Source organism: Collimonas humicola, from assembly GCF_018304945.1.
GTDB lineage: Bacteria > Pseudomonadota > Gammaproteobacteria > Burkholderiales > Burkholderiaceae_D > Collimonas > Collimonas humicola.
The window spans coordinates 275466-301126 of record NZ_JAGQEE010000007.1; the positions used below are offsets into that span (position 1 = coordinate 275466).

The 25661-nt window shown below is 60.5% G+C and carries 27 protein-coding genes; 23 read left to right on the plus strand and 4 right to left on the minus strand.

Annotated features, from left to right (window positions below):
* Positions 1–13: 13 nt before the first annotated feature.
* Positions 14–445 (plus strand): gamma-butyrobetaine hydroxylase-like domain-containing protein, encoded by a 432-nt coding sequence (locus KHU30_RS20410; protein WP_211444429.1) that lies wholly within the window; start codon positions 14–16, stop codon positions 443–445.
* A gap of 97 nt (positions 446–542) precedes the next feature.
* Here the strand turns inward: KHU30_RS20410 and KHU30_RS20415 are convergent, their stop codons facing one another.
* Positions 543–1673, minus strand: coding sequence for a 2-aminoethylphosphonate--pyruvate transaminase (locus tag KHU30_RS20415; RefSeq protein WP_211444430.1), 1131 nt, complete (start codon positions 1671–1673; stop codon positions 543–545).
* Positions 1674–1918: 245 nt separating this feature from the next.
* On the opposite strand from KHU30_RS20415, the gene KHU30_RS20420 reads away from it, so the two are divergent.
* The 21 genes from KHU30_RS20420 to clsB all read left to right on the plus strand — a co-directional run bounded on the left by KHU30_RS20420 (position 1919) and on the right by clsB (position 22696).
* The gene (locus KHU30_RS20420) at positions 1919–2635 is read left to right on the plus strand and encodes a phosphonate utilization associated transcriptional regulator (RefSeq protein ID WP_211444431.1); all 717 of its coding nucleotides are present in this window, start codon (positions 1919–1921) and stop codon (positions 2633–2635) included.
* A 33-nt stretch (positions 2636–2668) separates the two neighbouring features.
* Complete coding sequence (gene phnA, locus KHU30_RS20425; RefSeq protein WP_211444432.1) at positions 2669–3910, plus strand: phosphonoacetate hydrolase; 1242 nt, start codon at positions 2669–2671, stop codon at positions 3908–3910.
* A 63-nt stretch (positions 3911–3973) separates the two neighbouring features.
* Positions 3974–5431, plus strand: coding sequence for a phosphonoacetaldehyde dehydrogenase (gene phnY, locus KHU30_RS20430; RefSeq protein WP_407928113.1), 1458 nt, complete (start codon positions 3974–3976; stop codon positions 5429–5431).
* A 13-nt stretch (positions 5432–5444) separates the two neighbouring features.
* Positions 5445–5993, plus strand: a complete 549-nt coding sequence (locus KHU30_RS20435) for a phosphonate degradation HD-domain oxygenase (protein WP_211444434.1) — start codon at positions 5445–5447, stop codon at positions 5991–5993.
* 38 nt (positions 5994–6031) lie between these two features.
* A complete protein-coding gene (locus KHU30_RS20440; RefSeq protein WP_211444435.1) occupies positions 6032–7420 on the plus strand; it encodes an FAD-dependent oxidoreductase in 1389 nt (462 codons plus the stop codon).
* Between the two features lie 103 nt (positions 7421–7523).
* Positions 7524–8048, plus strand: a complete 525-nt coding sequence (locus tag KHU30_RS20445) for a hypothetical protein (RefSeq protein ID WP_230427494.1) — start codon at positions 7524–7526, stop codon at positions 8046–8048.
* Positions 8049–8325: 277 nt separating this feature from the next.
* Entirely contained in the window at positions 8326–9060 is a 735-nt protein-coding gene (gene ubiE, locus KHU30_RS20450) for a bifunctional demethylmenaquinone methyltransferase/2-methoxy-6-polyprenyl-1,4-benzoquinol methylase UbiE (RefSeq protein WP_098495333.1), read from the plus strand.
* 8 nt (positions 9061–9068) lie between these two features.
* Positions 9069–10016 carry a Tim44 domain-containing protein gene (locus KHU30_RS20455; protein WP_211444436.1) on the plus strand — a complete coding sequence of 316 codons (948 nt, stop codon included), beginning with the start codon at positions 9069–9071 and terminating at the stop codon, positions 10014–10016.
* Between the two features lie 98 nt (positions 10017–10114).
* The gene (locus KHU30_RS20460) at positions 10115–10723 is read left to right on the plus strand and encodes a ubiquinone biosynthesis accessory factor UbiJ (RefSeq protein ID WP_211444437.1); all 609 of its coding nucleotides are present in this window, start codon (positions 10115–10117) and stop codon (positions 10721–10723) included.
* Positions 10720–12297: a ubiquinone biosynthesis regulatory protein kinase UbiB gene (ubiB, locus tag KHU30_RS20465; protein WP_211444438.1), complete on the plus strand. Its 1578-nt coding sequence runs from the start codon at positions 10720–10722 to the stop codon at positions 12295–12297. Before KHU30_RS20460 ends, ubiB begins: the two co-directional genes overlap by 4 nt.
* Positions 12298–12299: 2 nt before the next feature.
* Positions 12300–12914, plus strand: a complete 615-nt coding sequence (locus tag KHU30_RS20470; RefSeq protein ID WP_211444439.1) for a methyltransferase — start codon at positions 12300–12302, stop codon at positions 12912–12914.
* Between the two features lie 136 nt (positions 12915–13050).
* Positions 13051–14136, plus strand: a complete 1086-nt coding sequence (locus KHU30_RS20475; RefSeq protein ID WP_211444440.1) for an ABC transporter ATP-binding protein — start codon at positions 13051–13053, stop codon at positions 14134–14136.
* Positions 14129–15040, plus strand: coding sequence for an ABC transporter permease (locus KHU30_RS20480; protein WP_211444441.1), 912 nt, complete (start codon positions 14129–14131; stop codon positions 15038–15040). Before KHU30_RS20475 ends, KHU30_RS20480 begins: the two co-directional genes overlap by 8 nt.
* Positions 15033–15821 carry an ABC transporter permease gene (locus KHU30_RS20485; RefSeq protein WP_230411528.1) on the plus strand — a complete coding sequence of 263 codons (789 nt, stop codon included), beginning with the start codon at positions 15033–15035 and terminating at the stop codon, positions 15819–15821. Before KHU30_RS20480 ends, KHU30_RS20485 begins: the two co-directional genes overlap by 8 nt.
* Positions 15822–15839: 18 nt before the next feature.
* Entirely contained in the window at positions 15840–16901 is a 1062-nt protein-coding gene (locus KHU30_RS20490; protein WP_211444442.1) for an ABC transporter substrate-binding protein, read from the plus strand.
* Positions 16902–17034: 133 nt separating this feature from the next.
* A complete protein-coding gene (locus KHU30_RS20495) occupies positions 17035–17364 on the plus strand; it encodes an FmdB family zinc ribbon protein (protein ID WP_211444443.1) in 330 nt (109 codons plus the stop codon).
* A gap of 69 nt (positions 17365–17433) precedes the next feature.
* Complete coding sequence (locus KHU30_RS20500; RefSeq protein ID WP_211444444.1) at positions 17434–18084, plus strand: DUF502 domain-containing protein; 651 nt, start codon at positions 17434–17436, stop codon at positions 18082–18084.
* A gap of 53 nt (positions 18085–18137) precedes the next feature.
* Positions 18138–19940 (plus strand): aspartate--tRNA ligase, encoded by a 1803-nt coding sequence (aspS, locus tag KHU30_RS20505; RefSeq protein ID WP_211444445.1) that lies wholly within the window; start codon positions 18138–18140, stop codon positions 19938–19940.
* A gap of 229 nt (positions 19941–20169) precedes the next feature.
* A complete protein-coding gene (gene nudB / locus KHU30_RS20510; RefSeq protein ID WP_211444446.1) occupies positions 20170–20637 on the plus strand; it encodes a dihydroneopterin triphosphate diphosphatase in 468 nt (155 codons plus the stop codon).
* Between the two features lie 12 nt (positions 20638–20649).
* Positions 20650–21456 (plus strand): endonuclease/exonuclease/phosphatase family protein, encoded by an 807-nt coding sequence (locus KHU30_RS20515; protein ID WP_211444447.1) that lies wholly within the window; start codon positions 20650–20652, stop codon positions 21454–21456.
* 76 nt (positions 21457–21532) lie between these two features.
* Positions 21533–22696 carry a cardiolipin synthase ClsB gene (gene clsB / locus KHU30_RS20520; protein WP_211444448.1) on the plus strand — a complete coding sequence of 388 codons (1164 nt, stop codon included), beginning with the start codon at positions 21533–21535 and terminating at the stop codon, positions 22694–22696.
* A gap of 92 nt (positions 22697–22788) precedes the next feature.
* On the opposite strand, the gene KHU30_RS20525 is transcribed toward clsB, so the two are convergent.
* The 3 genes from KHU30_RS20525 to mscL all read right to left on the minus strand — a co-directional run bounded on the left by KHU30_RS20525 (position 22789) and on the right by mscL (position 24737).
* Positions 22789–23511: an anti-sigma factor gene (locus KHU30_RS20525; RefSeq protein ID WP_211444449.1), complete on the minus strand. Its 723-nt coding sequence runs from the start codon at positions 23509–23511 to the stop codon at positions 22789–22791.
* Positions 23511–24095, minus strand: coding sequence for an RNA polymerase sigma factor (locus tag KHU30_RS20530; RefSeq protein WP_230411527.1), 585 nt, complete (start codon positions 24093–24095; stop codon positions 23511–23513). Before KHU30_RS20530 ends, KHU30_RS20525 begins: the two co-directional genes overlap by 1 nt.
* A 231-nt stretch (positions 24096–24326) precedes the next feature.
* On the minus strand, positions 24327–24737 hold the full coding sequence (mscL, locus tag KHU30_RS20535; protein WP_329956590.1) for a large conductance mechanosensitive channel protein MscL: 411 nt from the start codon (positions 24735–24737) through the stop codon (positions 24327–24329).
* A 303-nt stretch (positions 24738–25040) separates the two neighbouring features.
* Here mscL and petA point away from each other — a divergent pair, with 303 nt between their 5' ends.
* Complete coding sequence (petA, locus tag KHU30_RS20540; protein WP_211444450.1) at positions 25041–25661, plus strand: ubiquinol-cytochrome c reductase iron-sulfur subunit; 621 nt, start codon at positions 25041–25043, stop codon at positions 25659–25661.

Genomic DNA, 25661 nt, shown 5'->3' on the forward strand with positions numbered 1-25661 from the left:
ACAGGCAATCCACATGACCGGTTCCAAGCAATCAGCCCCGGCGCCCGCGCCGGTGTCATTCGTCGTACACAAGCAGTCGTGCAGGCTGGAAGTCGCCTTCGATGACGGCGCGGTGTTTCTGCTGCCGTTTGAACTGATGCGCGTATATTCGCCTTCGGCCGAAGTCAGCGGCCATGGCCCCGGGCAGGAAGTGCTGCAGACCGGCAAGCGCAATGTCGAAATGGCGGCGCTCGATCCGGTCGGCAATTACGCCGTCAAGCCGACCTTTTCCGATGGCCACGTCAGCGGTATCTTTACCTGGGCCTATCTGTACAAGCTGGGTCGCGATCAGGAAGCGATGTGGGAGGATTACCTGCAGCGTCTGGATGCCGCCGGTCATGGCCGCGAAGCCGGGCGCGACCTGCCGATGACCAGCAAGACCGCGGGCGGCCACGGCTGCGCCTGAAAGAGTTAGCAATCCAGGCATCGCCACCTCGTCGGTCATGTCATTCCCGCGTTCGCGGGAATGACGGAGCGAAGCGCAAGGCGCCACGCCGAATCCATCAGGAACTGACCGCATTCCTGGTCTTGATTCCCATCTCCCGCAGCGCATCGCCGATCGCATGCACGGCCTGCCGCATTTCTTCCGGGCCGATCGCGCCTATGCAACCGACGCGGAAAGTCTCGGCCTGGGTCAGCTTGCCCGGGTAAAGAATGAATCCCTTGTCGCGCACCCGCTTGTAGAAATCCTTGAATTCATAGTTGGCGCTGTTCGGCGCGTGCATTGTCACGATGATCGGCGCCTGGATTTTTGCCGGCAGAAACTGCACCAGTCCCAGCTCGCGCATGCCCGCCATCAGGGTCTCGTAGTTTTTTGTGTAGCGCGCCAGCCGCGCCGGCTGTCCGCCTTCCTCAAAGAATTGATTGAGCGCCTGATGGAAACCCACCACGATATGCGTCGGCGGGGTGAAGCGCCATTGCGTGGTCTTTTCCATGTAGGCCCATTGATCGTGCAGGTCCAGCGACAGCGAGCGCGAGTTGCCTACGGTTTTTTCCAGTACGCACTTGCGCACGATGACAAAACCCATGCCCGGAGGACCTTCGATGCACTTGCCGCTGGCGGCGATCAATGCGTCGAACGGGATGTTGGCTGCATCGATGGCCAGCGCGCCGAAGGAACTCATGGCGTCGATGATCAGGCTCTTCTTGTGCGTCGCCACCACCTCAGCGATATCCGCCAGCGGATTGAGGATGCCGGTGCTGGTTTCGCAATGGATCACGCCGACATGGGTGATGCTGCGGTCGTTGCTCAGCACGCGTTCGACGTCGGCGCCTGTGGTCGGCACATCATCGGCGGTTTCAAACACCGATACCTGGCGCCCCATCATTTCCACGATCTTGGCCATGCGCTTGCCGTAGGCGCCGTTGATCAGCACCAGCATGTGGCCATTGCGCGGCAGCAGGGTGTTGATCGCCGCTTCTATCGAAAACGTGCCGCTGCCCTGCATCGGCACGCACGCATGGGATTCGTGTGCATTGACGATATCCAGCAGTTGCCGGCGCACCTTGGTGGTGATTGCATTGAAGGAGGCATCCCATGAACCCCAATCCTGCAGCATGGCGCTCTTGGTGGCGAGCGAGGTGGTCAATGGTCCGGGGGTCAGCAGAATCGGGTCGCGGCTTTGCAGGCTCATGATATTTCCTTTGGTCTGGTGCGGATGTCGGTTGTCGTTTGTCGTTTGAATATGTTCCGGTCTGGCGCCAGCTGCGTCCTCGTCAGCAACACCGCGTGACAGGCGTGCAACATGCAGACGGCAGCAGGATCGGCGTTTCATTGCCTTCGCCATGCTTTTCATTGCATCATGTCTTATGTATTTTGTTGACAATCTACACGCTGTTGAATTAAAGTGCAATCATCAAACCGAAAAAAAGAAACGCCATGACAATCAACCGCACAATGAGCACCATCGCCCTGGTCCAGAAAAATTCGCTGCCTTCATTGGTGCAGAAGGAGCTTGAGCGCATGATCCTGGCCGGCGACCTGGTCGCCGGCGACAAGCTCAATGAAGTGTCGCTGGCGGAAATGCTGGGCGTCTCGCGCGGCCCGGTGCGCGAAGCGTTCCGCGCGCTGGAAGAAGCTGGCCTGGTGCAGCAGGAAAAGAATTGCGGCGTCTTCGTGCGCCAGATCTCGGTCGAGGAAGCCGACGAGATCTATGAAGTGCGGGCAGCGCTGGATGAGCTGATCGGCCGCAAGCTGGCAGCCGCCATCAAGCCGGCGCAGGTGCAGGAACTGCGCACGCTGCTGGAGCGCATGGATGGCATGGTCGCCCTGGGCGATGTCGACGGCTACCTGAAGCTGAACCTGGCCTTCCACGATGCCTTGGTGCAGTTCACCGCCAACAGGAAGCTGCTGCATACCTACCGCCGCCTGGTCAACGAACTCAATCTGTTCCGCCGTTCGGCGCTGGCGCAAAAGGGCAGCTTGCCGACTTCCACTACCGAACATCACCAGATCGTCGACGCCATCGCCGCCGGCGATGCGCAGGCCGCCGGCGCCATCATGCGCGAACACGCCGAAGCCGGCCGCCAGCGCATGCATAAGGCGCAGGAAAAGATGGCCGCTGCAGCGGCAGCCGAACAGATCACCTTGAAGTAGCAGCTCCCTCAGACTCACGACGAAGGCAAGCACATGTCCAATACCACAGCCCTCAGCGGCTCTTTCAACATCAATGGCCGTAGTTATCAAGCGATGCAGCAACCGCTGGTGGTGGTCTGTGTCGACGGCTGCGAGCAGGAATACATCAACCAGGCGATCCAGGCCGGCGTTGCGCCCTTCATGAAAAAAATGGTGGAGCAGGGCACGGTGCTGAGCGCCGATTGCGTGGTGCCCAGCTTCACCAATCCCAACAACCTGTCGATCGTGACCGGCGTGCCGCCAGCGGTGCACGGCATCTGCGGCAACTACTTCTACGACCTGGAAACCAGGCAGGAAGTGATGATGAACGACGCCAAGTACCTGCGCGCCGCCACCATCCTGGCCACCTTCGCCGATGCCGGCGCCAAGGTGGCGGTGATCACCGCCAAGGACAAGCTGCGCGGCCTGCTGGGCCACAAGATGCGCGGCATCTGCTTCTCGGCGGAAAAGGCCGACCAGGCCACGCTCGAACAGAACGGCATCGACAATCTCCTGGAGCGGGTCGGCATGCCGCTGCCGTCGGTGTACAGCGCCGACTTGTCGGAGTTCGTGTTTGCCGCCGGCGTCAAGCTGCTGGCGAGCGAGCGGCCTGACATCATGTACCTGTCGACCACCGATTACATCCAGCACAAGTACGCGCCGGGCACGCCGGGCGCCAATGCCTTCTACGCCATGATGGATCATTACCTGACCCAGCTCGATGCCTTGGGTGCGGTGATCGGCCTGACCGCCGACCATGGCATGAACGCCAAGACCGACAGCGCCGGCAAGCCGAACGTGATCTATCTGCAAGACGTGCTCGATGCCAAGGCCGGCGTCGAAAAGACCCGCGTCATCCTGCCGATCACCGATCCTTATGTGGTGCACCACGGCGCGCTCGGTTCCTACGCCACGGTGTATCTGCCGGCTGCCGCCGATGCTGCTGAAATCGCTGACATGATCCGCGCCGTTCCCGGCATCGAACTGGTGCTGACGCGTGCACAGGCCGCCGAGCGCTTTGAATTGCCGCCTGACCGCATCGGCGACCTGGTGGTGGTGAGCGAGCGCCTGACCGTGATCGGCACCGCTGCCAGCCGCCACGACCTGTCCGAGCTGAAGCTGCCGCTGCGCTCGCACGGCGGCATCTCGGAACAAAGAGTGCCGCTGATGTTCAACCGCAAGCTGAGCGCGATTCCAGCCGATCACCGGCTGCGCAATTTCGACGTGTTCTACCTGGCCATGAATCATGCTCGATAAGCACGCGCAATAAGCATGCGCAGTAAGCAAGAAACTACAACCATCGATTGATTCGAGGACATGATGCTGACCGAACTGAGCAAGCTCAAGCAGGACGAACCTTTACATCAAGACATGCGGATTGCCGGCAAGCTGGTCGGCAACCCGCGCCGCATAGAAATCCGCAATCCCTTCAACGGCGCGCTGGTCGGTTCGGTGCCGAAAGCCACGGCGGACGACATCCGCCATGCGTTCAAGGCGGCGCGGGCGTTCCGCTCGCCGCTGACGCGCTTCGAGCGTTCGCGCATCATGCTGCGCGCCGCCGAACTGCTGCGCGCCAATACCGACGCCATCTCGGACCTGATCACGGCGGAAGCCGGCCTGTGCAAGAAGGACAGCCTGTACGAAGTCGGCCGTGCCTGCGACGTCTTCGTGTTTGCCGCCAACCAGGCGCTGGTGGACGACGGCCAGGTGTTTTCCTGCGACCTGACGCCGCATGGCAAGCAGCGCAAGGTCTATACGCTGAAGGAGCCGCTGCTGGGCGCGATCTCGGCCATCACGCCATTCAATCATCCGCTCAACCAGGTCGCCCACAAGGTCGCGCCATCGATTGCCACCAACAACCGCATGGTACTGAAGCCGACGGAGAAGACGCCGCTGTCGGCCTTGCTGCTGGCCGATATCCTGTACGAAGCCGGCTTGCCGCCGGAAATGTTCTCGGTGGTGACCGGCGATCCGGCCGAAATCGCCGACGAGATGCTGATCAATCCGGATGTCGACCTGGTGACGTTTACCGGCGGCGTGCCGATCGGTAAATACATCGCCGGCAAAGCCGTGTACAAGCGCCAGGTGCTGGAGCTGGGCGGCAACGATCCGATCATCGTGATGGAAGACGCCGACCTGGAAGAGGCGGCAACGCTGGCGGTATCCGGCTCCTACAAGAATTCCGGCCAGCGCTGCACCGCCATCAAGCGCATGATCGTGCACCAGGCCGTGGCTGACGAATTCGTCGATCTGCTGGTGCGCAAGACCAAGGCTGTCAAGTACGGCAATCCTATGGATCTGCAGAACGACATGGGCACCGTGATCGACGCCCGTTCCGCCAGCGCCTTCGAAGCCAAGGTGAACGACGCCTGCCAGCGCGGCGCCAAGCTGTTGTTCGGCAATCAGCGCGACGGTGCCGTGTATTCGCCCACTGTGCTGGACCACGTTCCGGCCGATTGCCAGCTGGTGGCGGAAGAGACTTTCGGACCGGTATCGCCGGTGATCCGCTGCACCGATATCGCCGATGCGATCCGCATCTCGAACTCGACGCCTTACGGCTTGTCGTCCTCGGTCTGCACCAACCGGCTCGATTACATCACGCGCTTCGTGCGCGAGCTGGAAGTCGGCAGCATCAATGTCCGTGAAGTCCCGGGCTATCGCCTGGAGCTGACGCCGTTCGGCGGCATCAAGGATTCCGGCCTCGGCTACAAGGAAGGCGTGCAAGAAGCGATGAAGAGCTTCTGCAATACCAAAACCTATTCCTTGCCCTGGAACTGAGCGGGAAGAAAACATGCTCACTATTGCGCAAATCTGCGATCTGTTTGAACAAGGCGGCCATGAAATGTACAGCGGCGAACCGGTCAACCAGCTGCAGCATGCTCTGCAATCGGCGACCCTGGCCGCGCAGGCCGGCGCCACGGACGAACTGGTGTGCGCCGCCTTGCTGCACGACCTCGGCCATCTGCTCAATCCGCAAGGCGAGACGCCGTCGGCGCGCGGCGTCGACGACACCCATCAATATTTTGCCATCCCTTATCTGCGCGGCTTGTTCAGCGCGGCGGTGCTGGAGCCGATCCGTCTGCACGTGGACGCCAAGCGCTATCTATGCGCGACCGACACCGCCTATTGGGGACGTCTTTCCGAAGATTCCAAGCGCAGCCTGGAATTGCAGGGCGGCGTATTTTCCGCGGCCGACGCTGCGCAGTTCGTTGCCCGGCCCTACGCTGCCGATGCCGTCAGCCTGCGCCTTTGGGACGATCAGGCCAAGGTGGCAGGAATGCAGACGCCAGATCTGCAGCATTTCGCCAGGCTGATGTCGGCCTGTGCTTTGACCTCTTAGTTACTCTTTAATCGTTGCTCATCTAGGATCGATCCCTCATGCGCCCATTCTGGCTGGAAGATGCTCTATTCGCCGACGGCGAGCTGGCTCCCGCGCTGCAAGGCCGGCAAAAAGCCGACGTGGCGATTGTCGGCGGCGGCTTTACCGGCCTGTGGACTGCGATCCAGCTGAAGCAGCAGGATCCGGCGCTGGACATCGCCATCATCGAGAGCGACCTGTGCGGCGCCGGCGCCAGCGGCCGCAATGGCGGCTGCCTGCTGACCTGGTCGACCAAGTTTCTCACTTTGCGGCGTCTGTTCGGCGAGGCCGAAGCGGTCAGGCTGGTGAAGGCTTCGGAAGCGGCGGTCGAGCATATCGGCGATTTCTGCCGCGAACACAGGATCAACGCCGAATTCCGCCAGGACGGCACGCTTTACACCGCCACCACCAAAGCCCAGCTGGGCGTGCTGGATCCGGTGCTGGCCGAATTGCAGCGCCAGGGCATCAGTTCCTATCATTCCTTGCCGGATGCTGAAGTGCAGCGCCGTTCCGGTTCGACGCGCAATCTCTCCGGCATATTTTCACCGATGGCGGCGACCGTCCATCCGGGCAAGCTGGTGCGCGGATTGCGCCGCGTCGCCTTGCAGATGGGGGGGCGGATTTATGAACGAACGCCGATGCTGTCCTTCACGCCCGGCGCCAGCGTTGTCTTGCAAACGCCCGCCGGCAGCCTGCAGGCCGGCAAGATGGTGCTGGCGATCAATGCCTGGATGGCCAGCCGTTTCCCGCAGTTCGAACGCACGCTGGCGGTAGTGTCCAGCGACATGGTGATCACGGAAAAATGTCCCGAGCTGCTGCAGCGGATAGGCCTGACAGACGGCGTATCGGTGCTCGACTCGCGCACCTTCGTGTTCTATTACCGCAGCACAGAAGACGGCCGCCTGATGCTGGGCAAGGGCGGCAACACCTTCGCCTGGCGCGGCCGCATCCTGCCGGTATTCGACCAGCGTTCCCCCTATGAGCAGCAACTCCAGCGCAGCCTGCACGAATTCTTCCCGGCGCTGGCCGGCGTGCCGATTACCGCCAGCTGGAACGGACCGTCAGACCGTTCGGTCACCGGTTTCCCGTTCTTCGGACGGCTGAACGATATGCCGAATGTGTTCTACGGTTTCGGCTATTCCGGCAACGGTGTCGGCCCCAGCTACATGGGCGGGCAACTGCTGTCATCGCTGGTGCTCGGACTGGACAACGACTGGAGCCGCAGCCCGCTGGCGACCGGCCCGCGCGGACAGTTTCCGCCGGAGCCGGTGCGTTATCTCGGCTCGCTGCTGGTGCGCAACGCCATCCGCCGCAAGGAACTGGCGGAAGACCACGATCGCAAACCGTGGCTGCTGGACCAGATGCTGAGCAAGCTGGCCAACGCGGCCGGCAAGGCTGACAAAGCTTAACGTAAGACATTGCTTAGTTTTTAATTAAGTTTCATCTCATCCCATGCGTTATCGCTATGATCTGAGCTAACTGATTTCCAACATGATGTTTGCGAGGATAGAGATGAGATCTGCCATTTCGCGCGTTGCTGCTTTGTTTTTTGCCATTCCGGGGTTCATGAGCAGCGCCAGCGTTGTTGCCGCGGAAGGCGGCGCGGCTGCTGCGCTGAGTGTGCAGTTTGGGAAACCGACATACATGCAGCGGCTTTATTACAGAAAACTGTATGAAAAAAAGCCGTTTCATGACGCCATCTTGTTTTATTACGATAACGGTCTGTATAAGATCATTTCGCCAGGCGAGGAGCACTATGGCAGTTATGTTGTCGATGGCAGTTTCGGCGCAGAAAAATACACGGTGCACTTCATCGCCTTTCCTTCCGCGGACTGGAATAACACCAGCGCCTACCATGTGCTGGAATTCGATAACGCAAGGCATAGGTTCACGCAACGCGCAATCGTGCCGGTCGACGGCAAAATCCCGCAACAGCACGGCGATTTTTCAACGAGTGAAAACAACGTAGCCAATCCGCTTGGCACCAACTGGGAAAATGGCAAAAATCTGATGCCCCTGACTGACGGGAGAGAATGAATCGATCCATGCCGCCGCCGCGCAGCCATTGTCGTATCCGGCGAAGGAGGCGGAGCAGTTCCCCGGTATCGAGAAGCGCAGCTGCGATCTGGTTTCGCAGGCCTGGCCGGCCAACTATCCCACCGCGCCGCCGCCAAGCGGCTATCCCGCCGGCAAAAGCCTGGCGGCTATCCCATAGCCGGCAACAGAAAAGCAGATTTCCATAGATTATTTGGCAAGCCAAGCATCTGCTGGCCGGACTTGTATAATGTAAGACTGCCAAAACAAGCTTGCCACCATGACCAACACCACGCATTTCGGTTATAAAACCGTCTCCGAGGACGATAAAGTCCACAAAGTCGCCGAAGTTTTCCACTCGGTTGCGCCTAAATACGACGTCATGAACGATCTGATGTCGGCCGGCCTGCATCGCGTCTGGAAGATTTTCACCATCGCCCAGGCAGCCATCCGTCCCGGTTTCAAGGTGCTGGATATCGCCGGCGGCACCGGCGACCTGGCCAAGGCGTTCGCCAAGCGCGCCGGGCCTACCGGCGAGGTCTGGCTGACCGACATCAACGAGTCGATGCTGCGCGTCGGCCGTGATCGTCTCTTGAATAATGGCTTGTCCACCCCCACCTTGCTATGCGACGCCGAGAAATTGCCGTTCCCGGACAATTATTTCGACCGCGTCTCGGTGGCCTTCGGTTTGCGCAACATGACGCACAAGGATGCCGCACTGGCGGAAATGCGCCGTGTGCTGAAGCCGGGCGGCAAGTTGTTGGTGCTGGAGTTTTCGAAAGTGTGGGAGCCTTTGAAAAAGCCCTACGACGTCTACTCGTTTTCCGTATTGCCGTGGCTGGGCAAGCAGATTGCCAATGATTCTGAAAGCTATCGCTACCTGGCGGAGTCGATCCGCATGCATCCCGATCAGGACACCCTGAAACAGATGATGACGGATGCGGGCCTGGCGCGGGTTGAGTATTTCAATTTAACTGCCGGTGTGGCGGCCTTGCATACCGGCATAAAACTGTAGGAGCTCGCATGAAGAAGTTTTTGCTGATGTTGCTGATGGTCGCAACCACCCTGTCGATGACAATATCGAATGCCGACGCCCGTCGTCTCGGCGGCGGCGGTTCGTTCGGCAAGCAGTCGTCCGGCATTTCGCGCCAGGCGCCAAGCGCGCCGTCGCAGAATTTCGGCAGCGCCAACCAGGCCAGGCCGGCGGCGCCTGCCGCCACGCCGTCTGCGGTTCCGCCTAAACCGGCCAGCCCATGGAAGGGCATCCTCGGCGGCGCCTTGCTGGGTCTCGGCCTGGGCGCCCTGATGTCGCATTTCGGCCTGGGCGGCGCTTTCGGCTCGTTCCTGATGATGGCCTTGCTGGCGGTCGCGGTGATTTTTGTTGTGCGATTGGTAATGCGCAAGAACAGCCCAGCGCCGGCGGCATATTCCGGTCCAGGCTCGGCGCCTAACCTGGGCGGCAATCTTCCCGCCGCCAATTTCGATAGCAATTCGTCCAGTTTCACGCCTGAAATCGGTTCTCGCGTCAATTCCGCTTCATCGTTCCAAGCCTCAGCCGCTCCGGCCGCCGCGGCTAACAGCGCTCCTTGGGGGATTCCGGCGGATTTCGACGTGCCCGGCTTCGTCCGCAGCGCCAAGACTTACTTCATTCGCCTGCAGGCCGCCTGGGACAAGGCCGACATCAACGATATCCGCGAATTCACCACGCCGGAAATGTTTGGCGAACTGCGCCTGCAATTGCAGGAACGCGGCGCTTCGCCGAATAACACCGACGTCGTGCAGCTGGATGGCGAACTGATGGGCATCGAAACCGTCGGCAACGATTACCTGGCCAGCGTCAAGTTCACCGGCCTGATCAAGGAAGTGCCGGAAGCCTCGGCCGAGCCGTTCACTGAAGTCTGGAACCTGTCCAAGCCCTTGTCGGGGCAGGGCGGCTGGGTTCTGGCGGGAATTCAGCAAGTGGCGGCATAAGGCCCTGTCTTGCCGCGCGCCAGAGCATAAACAGGCTCTGGGCCTGACAAACTGATAAACTTGGACCGCCCATGAATAATCATGGGCGGTTTTATTTTATGACGATGACTTCACCACTAAACTTCAAGCCGATTACCGCGTCTGTCAATCACCTGTTGGCGCAAGAACCGTGGGCGCAGCGTATCCTGGCGTCGCACGCCGGCAAGGTCGCCTGTTTCGACGGCGGCGCCGTCAAGCTGAGCTGGCAGGTCGGCGTCGACGGCTTGCTGCAGGCGCCGCCCACGGATACGGATGAAAAGGTGGTGAACCTCCCCAACGTCACCATCCGCGTCAATCTGGCGGATTTGCCGCTGATCGCACAGAACCGCGAGCGTGCTTTCTCCTACGTGAAGATCGAGGGCGACGCCGATTTTGCCAATGCGATTTCCCAAGTCAGCCAGGGTTTGCGCTGGGATGCCGAACACGATCTGAGCAAGCTGGTCGGCGATATCGCCGCCGTGCGCATCGTTTCCGGCGGCAACGCGCTGATCGCAGGCGTTCTCTCGACGCATAAAAAGCTGGCGGAAAACCTGGCCGAATATTTTCTGGAAGAACAGCCGATGCTGGTGCGGCCGCGGGCTGTGTCCGACTTTACGAATGATGTCACCAGGCTGCGCGACGATCTGGAGCGCCTGGCGAAACGCATCAACAAATTGAAAACCCCATGATTCTGAAATTTTTGCGAGTTCTTAAGATCGTCCGCGTTGCGGTGCGTTACGGCCTGGACGATATTGCCATGTCGGGTTTTGATACGCCGCGCATCTCCAAGCTGATCGATACCCTGATTTTCTGGCGCGATATTTCGGCGCCGCGCGGCGAGCGTTTGCGCATGGCGCTGGAAGAGCTGGGGCCGATTTTCGTCAAGTTCGGACAAGTGCTGTCGACCCGTCGCGATTTGGTGCCGGGCGACATGGTCGACGAGTTGGCGCGCCTGCAGGATCGGGTGCCGCCCTTCAGCTCGGACCTGGCGATTGCACAGATCGAAAAATCATTGAAGGCCCATCCGGATGAGTTGTTCGCCAGCTTCGAGCGCGAGCCGGTGGCCTCGGCCTCGATTGCGCAGGTACACTTTGCGACACTGAGAAACGGCAAGGAAGTAGCGGTCAAGGTGCTGCGTCCCGGCATGAAGAAATCCATCGATGAAGACGTGGCGCTGATGCATATCGCCGCCGGCCTGGTCGAGAGATTGTGGGCCGACGGCCGCCGCCTGAAGGCGCGTGAAGTGGTGGGCGAATTCGACAAGTATCTGCACGATGAGCTGGACCTGATGCGCGAAGCCGCCAACGGCAGCCAGCTGCGCCGCAATTTCGCCGATTCGGATTTGCTGGTGGTGCCCGAGATGTACTGGGAATACTGCTCGCCTTCGGTGATCGTGATGGAACGCATGCACGGCATCCCGATTTCGCAGCTGGACCGCCTGCGAGACGCCGGCGTCGATCTCGGCAAGCTGTCGCGCGACGGCGTCGAGATTTTCTTCACCCAGGTGTTCCGTGACGGCTTTTTCCATGCCGACATGCATCCCGGGAATATCCTGGTGTCGGTAGCGCCGGCCACTTTCGGCCGCTACATCGCACTTGACTTCGGCATCGTCGGCACCCTCAACGATTTCGACAAGGATTATCTGTCGCAGAATTTCCTGGCGTTTTTCCAGCGCGATTACAAGCGCGTGGCGGAAGCGCATATCGAATCCGGCTGGGCGCCCAAGGAAACCCGGGTCGACGAACTGGAGTCGGCAGTGCGTGCCTGCTGCGAGCCGATCTTCGACCGGCCGCTGAAAGATATTTCCTTCGGCCAGGTGCTGCTGCGCCTGTTCCAGACCTCGCGCCGCTTCAATGTCGAAGTGCAGCCGCAGCTGGTGCTCCTGCAAAAGACCTTGCTCAATGTCGAAGGCCTGGGCCGCCAGCTCGATCCGGACCTGGACCTGTGGAAGACCGCCAAGCCGCACCTGGAGCGCTGGATGAGCGAGCAGATGGGCTGGCGCGGCCTGCTGCAGCATCTGAAAATCGAAGTGCCGCGTTACAGCAAGCTGCTGCCGCAACTGCCGCGGCTGGCGCATCAGGTAATGACCAAGGCCATCGAGCCGCGCGGCGAACACAGTAATGAACTGATGTGGCAGCTGATTGCCGAGCAACGCAAGACCAACCACTTCCTGGGCATCGTGGTCTATCTCGGCGGCGGCGTCATCGCGGGTGTGTTGCTGACGCTGCTTTATCTTCGCTTCGCGCACAGAATCTGGTGGTAGCCATGGCGACTCCCGATGTTCCTCCCAAGTTTGCCAGCCGCGATCCCTCGCACCCCGATTTCTGGAGCGAGCGCTTCGAGCAGGATTTCAAGCCATGGGATACCGGCGGCGTGCCGCTGGCGCTGCAACAGTACGTGAACCGCAGCAGACCGGCATCGACCCTGATTCCCGGTTGCGGCACCGGCTACGAGGTAGCCTATCTGGCCGAGGCCGGCTGGGATGTGACCGCCATCGATTTTTCCGGCGCCGCGGTGAGCGCCGCGCAGGCTGTACTGGGAAAGTGGTACGGGCGCGTGCTGCAGGCCGATTTCTTTACCTATGAGGCGCAGCAACCGCTCGGCTTTATCTATGAGCGCGCCTTCCTGTGCGCTTTGCCGCCCGCACGGCGTGCCGATATCGTCCGCCGTTGGGCAGAGCTGTTGCCGGCCGGCGCCACGCTGGCCGGCTTCTTTTTTTTCGACGACTCGCCCAAAGGGCCGCCGTTCGGCATTAGCCGGGCTGAACTGGAACGCTTATTGCATGTCGATTTCGAACTGGCCGATGAGCAGGATGTGACCGATTCCATCGCCGTATTTGCAGGCAAAGAGCGCTGGATGGAATGGCGCCGCCGAGGCTGACAGGTAGTCTCGGCGCCAGAGTCGTCAAAATACGAGCCAGTGTGTGTCCGACGGTACATGCACTGGCTTTTTTCACATAATTTGCAGTCAACTTGCTACAATTGGCGGTTTTTCGCCCTTCTGGAAATGACTAAATATGGCGCTGCTAGAAATCCGTAACGTCAGTCGTCGTTTTGGCGACTTTGCCGCAGTTGACAATATCAGCCTGTCAATTGAAGCCGGCGAATTCTTTACCCTGCTGGGCCCTTCCGGCTGCGGCAAAACCACCTTGCTGCGCATGATCGCCGGTTTCGATCTGCCCGATTCCGGCCAGATCCTGCTGGATGGCGTCGACCTGGTGGGCAGTCCGCCCGAGCACCGGCCGGTATGCACCGTGTTCCAGAACTACGCGCTGTTTCCGCACATGACGGTGGCGGCCAACATCGCTTTCCCCCTGAAGATGGCCAAGGTGCCGGCGGAGCAGATCCGCAGCCGGGTCGAGGAAGCGCTGGAAGACGTGCGCCTGACCGGCTTCGCCGCACGCTTTCCGCATGAGTTGTCAGGCGGTCAACGGCAACGTGTCGCGGTGGCGCGGGCGCTGGTGTCGCGTCCCAAGCTGCTGCTGCTGGACGAGCCCTTGTCGGCGCTGGACGCCAAGCTGCGCGAGCAGATGCAGATCGAGCTGATCAATCTGCAAAAAGAAGTCGACATCACCTTCGTCTACGTCACCCACGACCAGGGCGAGGCGCTGGCGCTGTCGCACCGGATCGCGGTCATGAACCGCGGCAACGTCGAACAGCTGGACGAACCGTCGCGCATCTACAGCTATCCGCGCACCCGTTTTGTCGCCGATTTCATCGGCACCTGCAACTTGCTGGACGGCGCTATCGCCAGCATCGACGGCGCCTCCATGCAGCTGGACGTGCCCGGCCTCGGCCTGGTGAAAAGCGCCGTGCCGCCGAATGCGGCCGCCGGCCTGAAAGGCACGCTGGCGCTGCGGCCGGAAAAGATCCATATCAGCGCCGAGATCAGCACCGACACCGCGGAAAACCATTTCAAGGGCTTCGTCAAGGAGCTGCTGTATCTGGGCGATGTCACCGTGTACATCGTGCAGACCGAAGGCGGCACCACGATCGAAGCCTTGCTGGCCAATTCGGCCGCCGGCCGCGCCAAATTCTTCGAGGTCGGCGACATGGTCGACATCGCCTGGCAATTCGACGCAGGACATTTCTTGTATGAGTAAGATGGCAAAAAACGACGCAGCCAAACGCGGCCGGCTGGCGCGCTGGCTGATCAGCGGGCCGCCGCTGTTCTACCTGCTGCTGTTCTTCGCCATCCCCAGCCTGATCATGGTGTTCGCCTCAGTGCGCTATGCTGGCGACTACGGCGGCCTGGCGCCGGTGTTCGACGAGGCCGGCAAGCTGGACCTGACGCTGGAAAATTTCCAGCGCTTCGCCTCCGATTTCATCTATACCGCGATCTTCCTGAAATCGCTGATGTATGCGGTGATCACCACTTGCTGCTGCCTGCTGATGGCCTATCCGCTGGCGCTGCTGATTGCGCGCAGCCCGAAGAAATACCGCGACCTGCTGATCCTGCTGGTGATCCTGCCGTTCTGGAGCAATTTCCTGATACGCGTGTATGCCTGGATGATCATCCTCGGCCCGCAATCCGGCCTGACGCAGGCGGTCAATTACGTGCTGGGACTGGCCGGCATCGAGCCGGTGCGCCTGTTGTTTACCGCGTTCTCGGTGATTGTCGGCCTGGTCTACGTGCACTTGCCGTTCATGGTGCTGCCGCTCTACGCCAATCTGGAAAAGCATGACCCGGCGCTGGTCGACGCCGCCCAGGACCTGGGCGCATCGGCCTGGCAGCGCTTCTGGCGCATCACTTTTCCGCTGTCCTTGCCCGGCGTGTATGCCGGCGCGGCGCTGGTATTCATTCCGGCGCTGGGGATTTTCGCGGTCTCCGACATCCTGGGCGGCACCGGCAGCGATATGATCGGCAACGTCATCAAGCAGCAATTCCTGGAAACCCGCGACTGGCCGTTCGGCAGCGTACTGTCTATCGTCCTCACGGTAGCGGCGCTGATCGCCGCCGGCATTGCCGTGCTGGTGGCAAGGCCAAGGAGAGAAGCCCATGGTTAACCTGAACCGGATGCGGCGTCCGCTCGGCCTGTGGCTGGTGGCGCTGTTCGTGTATGCGTTTTTGTACGTGCCGCTGATTATCGTGGTGGTGTATTCCTTCAACGACTCGCAGCTCAATGCCGAGTGGGTCGGCTTTACGCTGGACTGGTATCGCAAGCTGTTCAATAACGATGAGATGCTGCGCGCCGCCGGCAATTCGCTGATGATCGCGCTGGTGGCCAGCGCCGCGTCCACCTTGCTGGGCACCATGGCCGGTTTCGCCATGCATCGCTACAAGCTCAAGCTGCTGCCCTTGCTGGTGCTGACGCCGATTGCGATTCCGGAAATCCTGGTCGGCGTATCCCTGCTGATTTTCTTCGTCATGCTGAACATCACGCTGGGACTGCTGTCGATCACCTTGGCGCACATCGCGTTCTGCATCGGCTTTGTCGCCATCGTGGTGCGCTCGCGCCTGTCCGGCATGGATGAAAGCCTGACCGAAGCGGCGCGCGACTGCGGCGCCACGCCCATGCAGGCATTCCGGCTGGTGACCCTGCCGCTGATCATGCCAGGTGTGGTGGCGGGAGCCTTGATGGCGTTCACCCTCTCGATCGACGATTTCGTGATCACCTTCTTCACCGCCGGCGCCAACGCTTCCACCTTGCCGCTGCAGATCTATTCAATGATTAAGATTGCCGTCACGCCGGAAGTAAATGCGGTCTCGACCTTGTTGATGGGCCTGACCTTGCTGCTTATAATCATCGCGTCCAAGCTTGCGCCCAACGCCTTACGTTCTTCCTAATCGCCTATCAGGACAGCCATGAAAAAACTGCTCGCCATTGCTTCACTTCTGTTTGCCAGCGTCTCTGCCCAAGCCGCCGACGAACTGCACCTGTACAACTGGAACAATTACATTGCGCCGGAGACGGTGGAGCGCTTCGAGGCTTTCTGCAAATGCAAGGTGGTGCAGACTTACTACGGCGACAACGAGGAAATGCTGGCCAAGCTGGCGGCCGGCGCCAAGGGTTATGACATCATCGTACCGACCGGTAATGCGCTGGATGCCCTGATCAAGCAGCAGGCCTTGCTGCCGCTCGACAAGGCGCAGTTGCCGAACCTGAAGAACATCAACCCGGCCTACCTGAATACGGATTTCGACAAGGGCAACAAGTATTCCGTGCCTTACGCCTATACGGTCACCTTGATGGGCTATAACGACCAGAAGATGAAGGAACTGGGAATTCCGGTGGATAGCTGGGCGGCGATTTTCGATCCGAAGATCCTGGCCAAGATCAAGGGCAAGGTTACTGTGCTGGATTCGGCCAACGAGTTAATGGGCGCCGCCTTGAAATACCTGGGCTATTCCGCCAACGACACTGATGAGAAGCATTGGCAGGAAGCCAAGGACGTCATTCTCAAAGCCAAACCGTACTGGGCGGCGTTCAATGGCAGCAGCTACATCAAGGAATTGACTGTAGGTAATATCTGGCTGGTGCAAGGTTATTCGAATGACATTTTCCAGGCGGATGTCGATGCCCAGAAAGCCGGCCGCAAATTCCGCATCCGCCACGGCATGCCGAAAGAGGGCGCGGTTCTGGCGCTGGACAGCATGGTGATCCACAAGGCGGCGCCGCGGCCTGACCTGGCGCAGAAGTTCATCAATTTCATGCTGGATGGCAAGAATGCCGCTGAGCTGAGCAACTTGATCGGTTCCGGCAATCCTAACGCCGACGCCGCCAAGTACATCAAGCCGGAGATCGCCAACAACCAGGCGATTTTTCCGGACAAGGCCGGCTTCGCCAAGCTGGAAATGCTGAAAGACCTGAACAGCAAGCAGCGGCGCGCCGTCAACCGCATCTGGACCGAGATCCGCGCGCGCTGAGTTTCTTGATGTGAAATTGGCAATAATTGCGCCAAATCATGGCGCCGCCGCCACAAGCCGCCGGCCAGGTCCGTATATGCTGGAAAAAACCTTTATAATTCAGGGTTTTGTAAGATATTTGCGGAGTTTCACCATGCCGATTTATGCGTATCGCTGCGAAGCCTGTGGTTTTGCCAAAGATGTGCTGCAAAAGATGTCCGATGAGCCGCTGACGGTTTGCCCGTCCTGCAGCACAGCCTCGTTCAAGAAGCAGGTTACCGCAGCCGGTTTCCAGCTGAAAGGAAGCGGCTGGTATGTCACCGATTTCCGTGGCGGCGCAGGAGCGACCGTGCCGCCGGCAGGCGCAGCGGAAGCGGCGGCGCCCGCTGGTACCGTAGTCACTGCTCCGGCGACGCCTGCAGCGCCCGCCAGCAGCCCGGCGCCGGCAGCCGCCAGCGCGGGCGGCACGGCAGCGGCAAGCTAAGGTCGTCGCTTAGTCAACGAGTTGAACCCGGCGCAGCTGCACGGCAGCTGACGTCCGACAAAGAAAGCCATGCGTAAATATTTCATCACCGGTCTACTGGTTTTAGTGCCCCTGGCAATCACGCTATGGGTGCTGAATCTGATCATTGGCACGATGGATCAGTCGCTGCTGCTGCTGCCTGAGCAATGGCGGCCCAAGGCTTTGCTGGGGCACGACATTCCCGGCCTCGGCACCATCCTGACCTTGCTGGTGATCTTCCTGACCGGCCTGGCGACGCGCAACTTCATCGGCCGCCAGATCGTCTCGATGTGGGAAGCGGTGCTGACGCGGATTCCAGTGGTCAGTTCGATCTATTCCAGCGTCAAGCAGGTCTCGGACACCCTGTTCTCATCCTCCGGCAATGCCTTCCGCAAAGCCTTGCTGGTGCAGTATCCGCGCCAGGGATCGTGGACCATCGCGTTCCTGACCGGGATTCCGGGCGGCGACGTCAAGAATCACCTGCCCGGCGACTACGTCAGCGTCTATGTGCCGACGACGCCGAATCCGACTTCGGGCTTTTTCCTGATGCTGCCGCGCGAAGACACCATCGAACTCGACATGAGCGTCGACGAGGCGCTGAAGTATATTGTTTCAATGGGCGTGGTGGCGCCGGAGCAGCTGGCCGGCAAGAAGCTGGCCATCGATACGCCGCCGGGCAGCGCCAATGAATCCGGCGCATGAAGCAACATTAATTTAAAACATCCGTACAACATCTGAACTGCGAAAAACTGAATATGTCCATGCGAACCCAATACTGCGGCCTCACTACTGAGGTCCTTCTCGGCCAAACCGTCAGCCTGTGCGGCTGGGTGCATCGTCGTCGTGATCATGGCGGCGTCATCTTCATCGACCTGCGCGACCGCGAAGGCCTGGTGCAGGTGGTGTGCGATCCGGACCGCGCCGAAGTATTCAAGAATGCAGAGGCGGTGCGCAATGAATTCTGCCTGCGCATCACCGGCGTGGTGCGCCTGCGCCCTGACGGCACCGGCAACAGCAACCTGAAGTCCGGCAAGATCGAAGTGCTGGCGCACGACCTGGAAGTGCTGAACCCGTCGATCACGCCGCCGTTCCAGCTGGACGACGACAACCTGTCGGAAACCACCCGCCTGACGCATCGCGTGCTGGACCTGCGCCGTCCGCAGATGCAAAACAACCTGCGCCTGCGCTACAAGGTGACGATGGAAGTGCGCAAGTTCCTGGACGCCAACGGCTTCATCGATATCGAAACGCCGATGCTGACCAAGTCGACTCCGGAAGGCGCGCGCGACTACCTGGTGCCGTCGCGCGTCAACGCCGGCCATTTCTTCGCGCTGCCGCAATCGCCGCAATTGTTCAAGCAGCTGCTGATGGTGGCCAACTTCGACCGTTACTACCAGATCACCAAATGCTTCCGCGACGAAGACCTGCGCGCCGACCGCCAGCCGGAATTCACCCAGATCGACTGCGAAACTTCCTTCATGTCGGAACAGGAAATCCGCGACATGTTCGAAGGCATGATCCGCCTGGTGTTCAAGAACGCGCTGGACATCGACCTGCCTAACCCGTTCCCGGTCATGGACTTTGCCACCGCGATGGCCCTGTACGGTTCGGACAAGCCGGACATGCGCGTCAAGCTGGCGTTCACCGACCTGACCGCGGTCATGAAAGACGTCGACTTCAAGGTCTTCGCCGGCGCCGCCAACATGGACAACGGCCGCGTGGTCGGCCTGCGCGTGCCGGGCGGCGCCGCCATGCCGCGCTCGGAAATCGATGCCTACACGCAGTTTGTCGCCATCTACGGCGCCAAGGGCCTGGCTTACATCAAGGTCAACGAAAAGGCCAGCGGCCGCGACGGTTTGCAATCGCCTATCGTCAAGAACCTGCACGATGCAGCGCTGGCGCAGATCCTGGAACTGACCGGCGCGCAAGACGGCGACCTGATTTTCTTCGGCGCCGACAAGGCCAAGGTGGTCAACGATGCCATCGGCGCCCTGCGCGTCAAGATCGGCCACAGCGAATTCGGCAAGAAGGCCGGCTTGTTCGACGACACATGGCGTCCATTGTGGGTGGTCGACTTCCCGATGTTCGAATACGACGAAGACAGCGACCGCTGGAACGCCTTGCACCATCCGTTCACATCGCCGAAAGACGGCCACGAAGACTTTATCGAAACCGATCCAGGCAAGGCAATTGCCAAGGCCTACGACATGGTCTTGAACGGCTGGGAACTGGGCGGCGGTTCGATCCGTATCCACCGCGCAGACGTGCAGAGCAAGGTGTTCCGTGCTCTGAAGATCGATGCCGAAGAAGCGCAGCTGAAATTCGGCTTCCTGCTCGACGCCCTGCAATACGGCGCGCCTCCGCACGGCGGCCTGGCTTTCGGCCTGGATCGCATCGTCACCATGATGTGCGGCGCCGAGTCGATCCGCGACGTCATCGCCTTCCCGAAGACCCAGCGCGCGCAATGTCTGCTGACGCAGGCGCCGTCGGAAGTCGACGAAAAGCAATTGAAAGAATTGCATATCCGCCTGCGCATGCCGGAAGCGAAAGTCGTCTGATTTCAGATAAAAAGCAGCAATCGAAAAGCGCGGTTTTCCGCGCTTTTTTTACGCCCGTCGAAACCGGTTTATAGTAGTGCTTTGCGTAGTCGGGCACGGTACGGCGCAATCTCGCCCGGCGGGCTGTGCGGCTGCCCGCTCGGTTCCGGCCGCTGATGGTGTAGCATGGTTTACCTGATCTTGCGCTCGCCGGATTACGCTGACGCAACCTCATTTTTTGCTTATTTGCATGTATAAAATTCCCGAATCGGTATTGGTGGTTATTTACACGGAAGACTTGCAGGTGTTGTTGATGGAGCGCGCCGATAAACGCGACTACTGGCAATCGGTGACAGGTTCCAAGGACTTCCCTGATGAAGCGCTGGAAATAACGGCGATACGTGAGGTGCAAGAGGAAACCGGCATTGTGGTCGCCGCTGAGGATGGCAGCGTGCCGCCCTCCAATCTGAACGACTGGCGGGTGGCTAACGTCTACGAGATTTATCCGGTATGGCGCCATCGCTATGCGCCGGGGATTACAAAGAACACCGAGCACGTGTTCGGCCTGCTGGTGCCGGCCGGCGTGCCGGTCACGCTGGCGCCGCGCGAGCATTTGCAATACAAGTGGCTGCCTTACCGCGAGGCTGCCGATGCCTGTTTTTCGCCGTCGAATGCCGAGGCGATCCTGCAGTTGCCGCACCACTTTAAACGACAGTAAGCCGTACCCTCCATGAAACTGCGCATTGCCACCTACAACATACACAAGGGCGTTTCCTCGCTCGGCAGCCGGCCGCGCGTGCATGCCCTGAAGCAGGCGCTGGCGCGGATGCAGGCAGACGTCTTCTTCCTGCAGGAAGTGCAGGGGCGGCACGACTTGCTGGCGGCGCGCCACGCGGCGCATTGGCCGGACCAGCCGCAGCACGATTTCCTGGCCGGCGATTCGCATCACGCAGCCTACGGCATGAACGCCGTCTATGACCATGGCCATCATGGCAACGCCTTGCTGAGCCGCTTCGAAATCGCCTCGCAAAGCAACCAGGATGTATCCGACCATGCTTACGAGGCGCGCGGCATCCTGCACTGCGTCCTGAAGACCCCGACCGCCGATGTCCACTGCTATGTGGTGCACCTGGGCTTGTTCGGCGGCGGCCGCCGCCGCCAGACCGCGGCCCTGATCGAAGCGGTGCGCAGTTCCTCGCCGCCGGATGCGCCGCTGATCATCGCCGGCGATTTCAACGACTGGGGCAATCGCCTGAGCGATTTTCTCAGGGTGCGGCTGGATGTGGCCGAGATCTTCGACGAACGCATCGCCACGACCGGCATGATGCAGGGCGTCGGTTCCTACCTGCAGCAACTGATAGGGCGCACGCCCAAGCTGAAGCCGGCGCGGACTTTTCCCGCCGCCTTTCCCTGGCTGCGCCTGGACCGGATTTATCTGCGCGGCTTTACGGTAGAATCGGCGGAAGTCCTGCATGGCGCGGAATGGGCAAAATTGTCGGATCATGCGCCTATCGTGGCCACGCTCAGATTGCGATAAAAGCGGCTGGCGGCGCCAGCCTCAACCATGATTTCAGAAAGACCGTCCGGATGCCGTTTCTCCTCCTGTTCGTCGCATGCGCGCGGTAAGCTTCAGCGCAGACAACCACATCACGCTGTTGCACAACGGCGCTGCCTTTTTTCCGGCATTGATTGCCGCCATCGACGCCGCCCGCGCCGAAATCTACCTGGAAACCTATATCTTCGCCGCCGACGCTACCGCGTCCTCGGTGCAGCAGGCGCTGACGCGCGCGGCGCGGCGCGGCGTCACCGTACGTGTGATTGCTGACTGGCTCGGCAGCGGCCACCAGCGCTCGCTTTCGCTGCAGCAGGAGTTCGAGGCTGGCGGCGTCATGTATCGCGCCTTCAATCCCTGGTTCCAGCGCGGCGTGGCAAGAATGCATCGAAAGATATGCGTGGTCGATCGCGACATCAGCTTTATCGGCGGCTTGAACATCATCGACGACATGGTGTCCGACGACGACCTGCGCCTGCCCTTGCCAGCGCCGCGCTGGGATTTCGCGGTGAGCATCAGGGGCCCGCTGGTGGCTACCATCCATCTTGAACTGGAAGCGCAATGGATGCGGCTGGGCGAAATGAAACTGCTGGCGCGCTTGCAGCAGTTCAAGCGCAGCCGCGTGCGCCGCCCGGGCAGCGCGCACGGACCGGCGCTGGCCGGCCTGGTGCTGCGCGATAACCTGCGCAACCGCCGCACCATCCAGCGCGCCTACCTGCAGGCATTGGGGCATGCGCGCCAGAGCGCCTTGCTGACCAGCCCTTATTTCGCGCCAGGCAGGAAATTGCGGCGCGGCCTGGAGGAGGCAGCGCGGCGCGGCGTCCAGGTCACCTTGCTGCTGGGGGTCGGCCATTATCGTCTGCAGGACGCGGTCAGCCAGTCCTATTATCCGAAATTGATGAAGGCAGGGGTCAGGATTGTCGAGTATCGCAAAACGACCTTGCACGCCAAAGTCGCGGTCATCGACGACGATTGGGCCACGGTCGGCTCCAGTAATTTCGACGGCTTGAGCCTGCTGGTGAACCAGGAGGCCAACGTAGTGATCAAGGATGCCGATTTTTCGCGCACACTGCGGCGGCAGATAGAAGCCGGCATTGCCGACGGCGATGCCGTTGCGGCCGACGCCTTTGACAATCTGTCGTGGCGGGCGCGCGCCTGGCACGGCGCGGCTTTTTTTCTGTATCGCTTGCTGATGCGGGTAATTGCTGCCGGCAACCGCGAATGAAGGCTGCTTGAGCGGGTCTGATAGAGCAGGGGAAAATGACTCGGGCCGCGGCATCATCTGCAGCGGCCCGTATCGGAAGCAACCGTCAGCGGCTAGATCTGCACCCAGGCGCCCTTGAAGACGATGGGCCCGGTCGGACCGTTGGGATTCGGCGATCCGCCCTTCGGTTCCAGTGTCACCGCCAGCAGCGGGACCGACTGCGGCGTAGCGTTGGCAGGCAAGGCCAGGCTGACGCTGCCGTCGGCGGCCAGCAGGCCGAGCGAACGCGGCGGACCTTCTTTCGGCACAGCCCACAGTTCCAGGCTCTTGTCGGCGGCGATCGCCTGCGGCGCCACCACCTTGACTGTCAGGCGGCCGCCTGGCGCATCTCCGGTCACAACGGCAATCGGTTGCGCCTGATCGTTGCTCAGCATCGCGATATACGAGCTTGCCGCAGGCGCCGGCACCGGCTGCAATTGCTTGGTCAATAGCAGCGAGGTCAGGATCAGGGCCGCGGCGGTCGAGAACATGCCCAGTCCGCGCCAGAAGCTGAGGTCTTCGCGCAGCTCGAACCAGAAGGGACGCTTGTGCTGCGGCTTGGCGGACAGGCCCAGCTTGGCTTCGATGGCCGGCCAGAGCGCTGCCGGCGGCGGCACTGCCGGCGCCAACTCGGCCATTGGATGCAGCCGGTCCTGCCATTCGGCTACCGCCAGGCGCAATACGTCGTGACGCCGCAGCAAGCTCTCGAAACGGCGCCGTGCGCCGCCCTTGAGCGTGCCCAATACATATTCGGCTGCCAGCTTGTCTATCAGGGCAGGCTTGGTCTGGATGTCCATCAGACGCTCCCCAGCTTGCCGAGGCAGGCTTTGAGGCGCTCCAGGCCGCGCCGTATCCATGTTTTGACGGTGCCGATCGGCAGCTTCATTTGCTCTGCCACTTCGCTATGCGACAGGTCATGATAGAAGGACAGGGCAATGGCTTGCCGATGCAATCCCTCCAGACGCCCAAGGCATGTCGCCAGCGCCTTTGCATCGTCGGTGAGCTGCAGCGCTTCCAACGGTGTCGGATCGGCGCTTTCCATTGCGTTCATGACTTCCTTGTCAAATGTGTCGGCATCGATCTCGACGGCGCGGTCGGCACGGCGCAGGAAGTCGAAGGCCTTGTTGCGCACGATGGTGGTCATCCAGGTCAACGGCGCCGCCAGGCTGGCCTGGTAGCTGTCGGCGTTGTTCCAGATGCTGATGAAGCTTTCCTGCAGGACCTCTTCCGCCCATTCGCGCTTAACTAGTATACGCAGCGCGAAGCCAAACAGTTTCGGAGAAGTCGCCTCATACAGAGCGCGGAAAGCGGCGGCGTCCTTGCGCACGACGGCTGCAAGCCAGATTTTCAATTGTTCCGGATGCAGGTCTGTAGAAGGCAATTCGACTTCCTTTTGATGTGGACTGCGTTCGCATTACCGGCGGGGCCTGGTTTTGTTGTTGCGCAACCAAGCATCTCAATCTGCAGATTAGCGCATGGCAACTTGTGGCGCAACCGGCAAGCGGCGATCGCCTTGTCTCTTGCTCAATTGGTTTAGGCGGCGGCCGTAAAAAAGCCCGCTGTCTGAAGGCGGGCTGTCGGCTGCGGCTGTGCCGCTAGCTGCAGGGCGGCGTTATTTTTTCAGGGAATCGCGGATCTCGCGCAGCAGCACGGTATTTTCCGGATCGGCCGCCGGTGCGGGCGGCACTTCGCCGCGCAACTTGTTGATGATGCGCACCATCTGGAAGATCACGAATGCCAGGATGATGAAATTCAGGGCGATAGTGAGGAAGTTGCCATAGGCTAGCACCGCGCCGGCCTTCTTCGCTTCGGCCAGGGTCAGGTCGGCGCTTTGGCCGTTCAGCGGGAAGTAGTGGTTGGCGAAGTCGAGGCCGCCGAAAATCTTGCCGACCACCGGCATGATGATGTCCTGCACCAATGAATCGACGATCTTGCCGAAGGCGCCGCCGATGATGACGCCGACCGCCAGATCCATCACATTGCCTTTGAGTGCAAAGGTCTTGAATTCTTGCATCATGCTCATATCGCTATTTCTCCATACTAATGTTGACAGTCGGGAAGATACTGCGATCGCGACCGGATTAAAAGGACAAAATTGTCAATTCTTGTTATTTTCCAGCATCTTTTCCCCATCGCTTAGACTTGCTGCGGTGCAAGAGTGAGGCGCTGACGGGAATTGTGCCAGATTTAACGGCAGATTCCACACAATTAGCTGATTTTGTACTTGACTGTACGTATTTCCTTTAAAACAGTCTCCGGCTTCGATATAATCTAGGGTTGCTAGAAGTTCCGTGCAATTTTCGTATTTTGACTGATTGGGGTTGGTATGAGTATCGAAAAGCAGGTCGATTCCGGTCGGCGTGGTTTGCTCGTCGCTACATGCGCGGCGGGTGGCGTGGCCGGTCTGGCCACGGCGGGGGCTTTTGTGTCCACGTTCCAGCCGTCCGAGCGCGCGAAAGCAGCAGGAGCGCCAGTGGAAGTGGATATTTCCGGCATTAAACCAGGCGAGATGCAAGTGTTCGAGTGGCGCGGTAAGCCCGTCTGGATCATGAAACGCACCCCCGAGCAAATGAAAGGGCTGGAACATACGGCCTCTGAAGTTGCCGATCCCGAGTCGCTCAAGCCCTACACCATGGACTTGCCCGACTACTGCAAGAACAAGTCGAACAACCGCGGCCACGTCGGCCACGAGGAAACCCTGGTGCTGGTCGGTATCTGCCCGCACCTGGGCTGCTCCCCATCCTCGAAATTCGCGCCGGGCGCACAGGCTTCGCTGCCGGACGACTGGCAAGGCGGCTTCCTCTGCCCTTGCCATGGTTCCACCTTCGACCTGGCCGGCCGTGTCTTCAAGAACAAGCCAGCGCCAAACAATCTCGATGTGCCACGCTACATGTACCTGTCCGATACCAAGATCGTCATTGGTAAAGACGAGAAAGGTGAGGCTTAA

What these genes read in the sequence shown, in the direction of transcription:
- KHU30_RS20410 (WP_211444429.1), top strand. Translation starts at nt 14, where the DNA reads ATGACCGGTTCCAAGCAATCAGCCCCGGCGCCCGCGCCGGTGTCATTC.
- KHU30_RS20415 (WP_211444430.1), bottom strand. Translation starts at nt 1,673, where the DNA reads ATGAGCCTGCAAAGCCGCGACCCGATTCTGCTGACCCCCGGACCATTG.
- KHU30_RS20420 (WP_211444431.1), top strand. Translation starts at nt 1,919, where the DNA reads ATGACAATCAACCGCACAATGAGCACCATCGCCCTGGTCCAGAAAAAT.
- phnA (WP_211444432.1), top strand. Translation starts at nt 2,669, where the DNA reads ATGTCCAATACCACAGCCCTCAGCGGCTCTTTCAACATCAATGGCCGT.
- phnY (WP_407928113.1), top strand. Translation starts at nt 3,974, where the DNA reads ATGCTGACCGAACTGAGCAAGCTCAAGCAGGACGAACCTTTACATCAA.
- KHU30_RS20435 (WP_211444434.1), top strand. Translation starts at nt 5,445, where the DNA reads ATGCTCACTATTGCGCAAATCTGCGATCTGTTTGAACAAGGCGGCCAT.
- KHU30_RS20440 (WP_211444435.1), top strand. Translation starts at nt 6,032, where the DNA reads ATGCGCCCATTCTGGCTGGAAGATGCTCTATTCGCCGACGGCGAGCTG.
- KHU30_RS20445 (WP_230427494.1), top strand. Translation starts at nt 7,524, where the DNA reads ATGAGATCTGCCATTTCGCGCGTTGCTGCTTTGTTTTTTGCCATTCCG.
- ubiE (WP_098495333.1), top strand. Translation starts at nt 8,326, where the DNA reads ATGACCAACACCACGCATTTCGGTTATAAAACCGTCTCCGAGGACGAT.
- KHU30_RS20455 (WP_211444436.1), top strand. Translation starts at nt 9,069, where the DNA reads ATGAAGAAGTTTTTGCTGATGTTGCTGATGGTCGCAACCACCCTGTCG.
- KHU30_RS20460 (WP_211444437.1), top strand. Translation starts at nt 10,115, where the DNA reads ATGACGATGACTTCACCACTAAACTTCAAGCCGATTACCGCGTCTGTC.
- ubiB (WP_211444438.1), top strand. Translation starts at nt 10,720, where the DNA reads ATGATTCTGAAATTTTTGCGAGTTCTTAAGATCGTCCGCGTTGCGGTG.
- KHU30_RS20470 (WP_211444439.1), top strand. Translation starts at nt 12,300, where the DNA reads ATGGCGACTCCCGATGTTCCTCCCAAGTTTGCCAGCCGCGATCCCTCG.
- KHU30_RS20475 (WP_211444440.1), top strand. Translation starts at nt 13,051, where the DNA reads ATGGCGCTGCTAGAAATCCGTAACGTCAGTCGTCGTTTTGGCGACTTT.
- KHU30_RS20480 (WP_211444441.1), top strand. Translation starts at nt 14,129, where the DNA reads ATGAGTAAGATGGCAAAAAACGACGCAGCCAAACGCGGCCGGCTGGCG.
- KHU30_RS20485 (WP_230411528.1), top strand. Translation starts at nt 15,033, where the DNA reads ATGGTTAACCTGAACCGGATGCGGCGTCCGCTCGGCCTGTGGCTGGTG.
- KHU30_RS20490 (WP_211444442.1), top strand. Translation starts at nt 15,840, where the DNA reads ATGAAAAAACTGCTCGCCATTGCTTCACTTCTGTTTGCCAGCGTCTCT.
- KHU30_RS20495 (WP_211444443.1), top strand. Translation starts at nt 17,035, where the DNA reads ATGCCGATTTATGCGTATCGCTGCGAAGCCTGTGGTTTTGCCAAAGAT.
- KHU30_RS20500 (WP_211444444.1), top strand. Translation starts at nt 17,434, where the DNA reads ATGCGTAAATATTTCATCACCGGTCTACTGGTTTTAGTGCCCCTGGCA.
- aspS (WP_211444445.1), top strand. Translation starts at nt 18,138, where the DNA reads ATGTCCATGCGAACCCAATACTGCGGCCTCACTACTGAGGTCCTTCTC.
- nudB (WP_211444446.1), top strand. Translation starts at nt 20,170, where the DNA reads ATGTATAAAATTCCCGAATCGGTATTGGTGGTTATTTACACGGAAGAC.
- KHU30_RS20515 (WP_211444447.1), top strand. Translation starts at nt 20,650, where the DNA reads ATGAAACTGCGCATTGCCACCTACAACATACACAAGGGCGTTTCCTCG.
- clsB (WP_211444448.1), top strand. Translation starts at nt 21,533, where the DNA reads ATGCGCGCGGTAAGCTTCAGCGCAGACAACCACATCACGCTGTTGCAC.
- KHU30_RS20525 (WP_211444449.1), bottom strand. Translation starts at nt 23,511, where the DNA reads ATGGACATCCAGACCAAGCCTGCCCTGATAGACAAGCTGGCAGCCGAA.
- mscL (WP_329956590.1), bottom strand. Translation starts at nt 24,737, where the DNA reads ATGAGCATGATGCAAGAATTCAAGACCTTTGCACTCAAAGGCAATGTG.
- petA (WP_211444450.1), top strand. Translation starts at nt 25,041, where the DNA reads ATGAGTATCGAAAAGCAGGTCGATTCCGGTCGGCGTGGTTTGCTCGTC.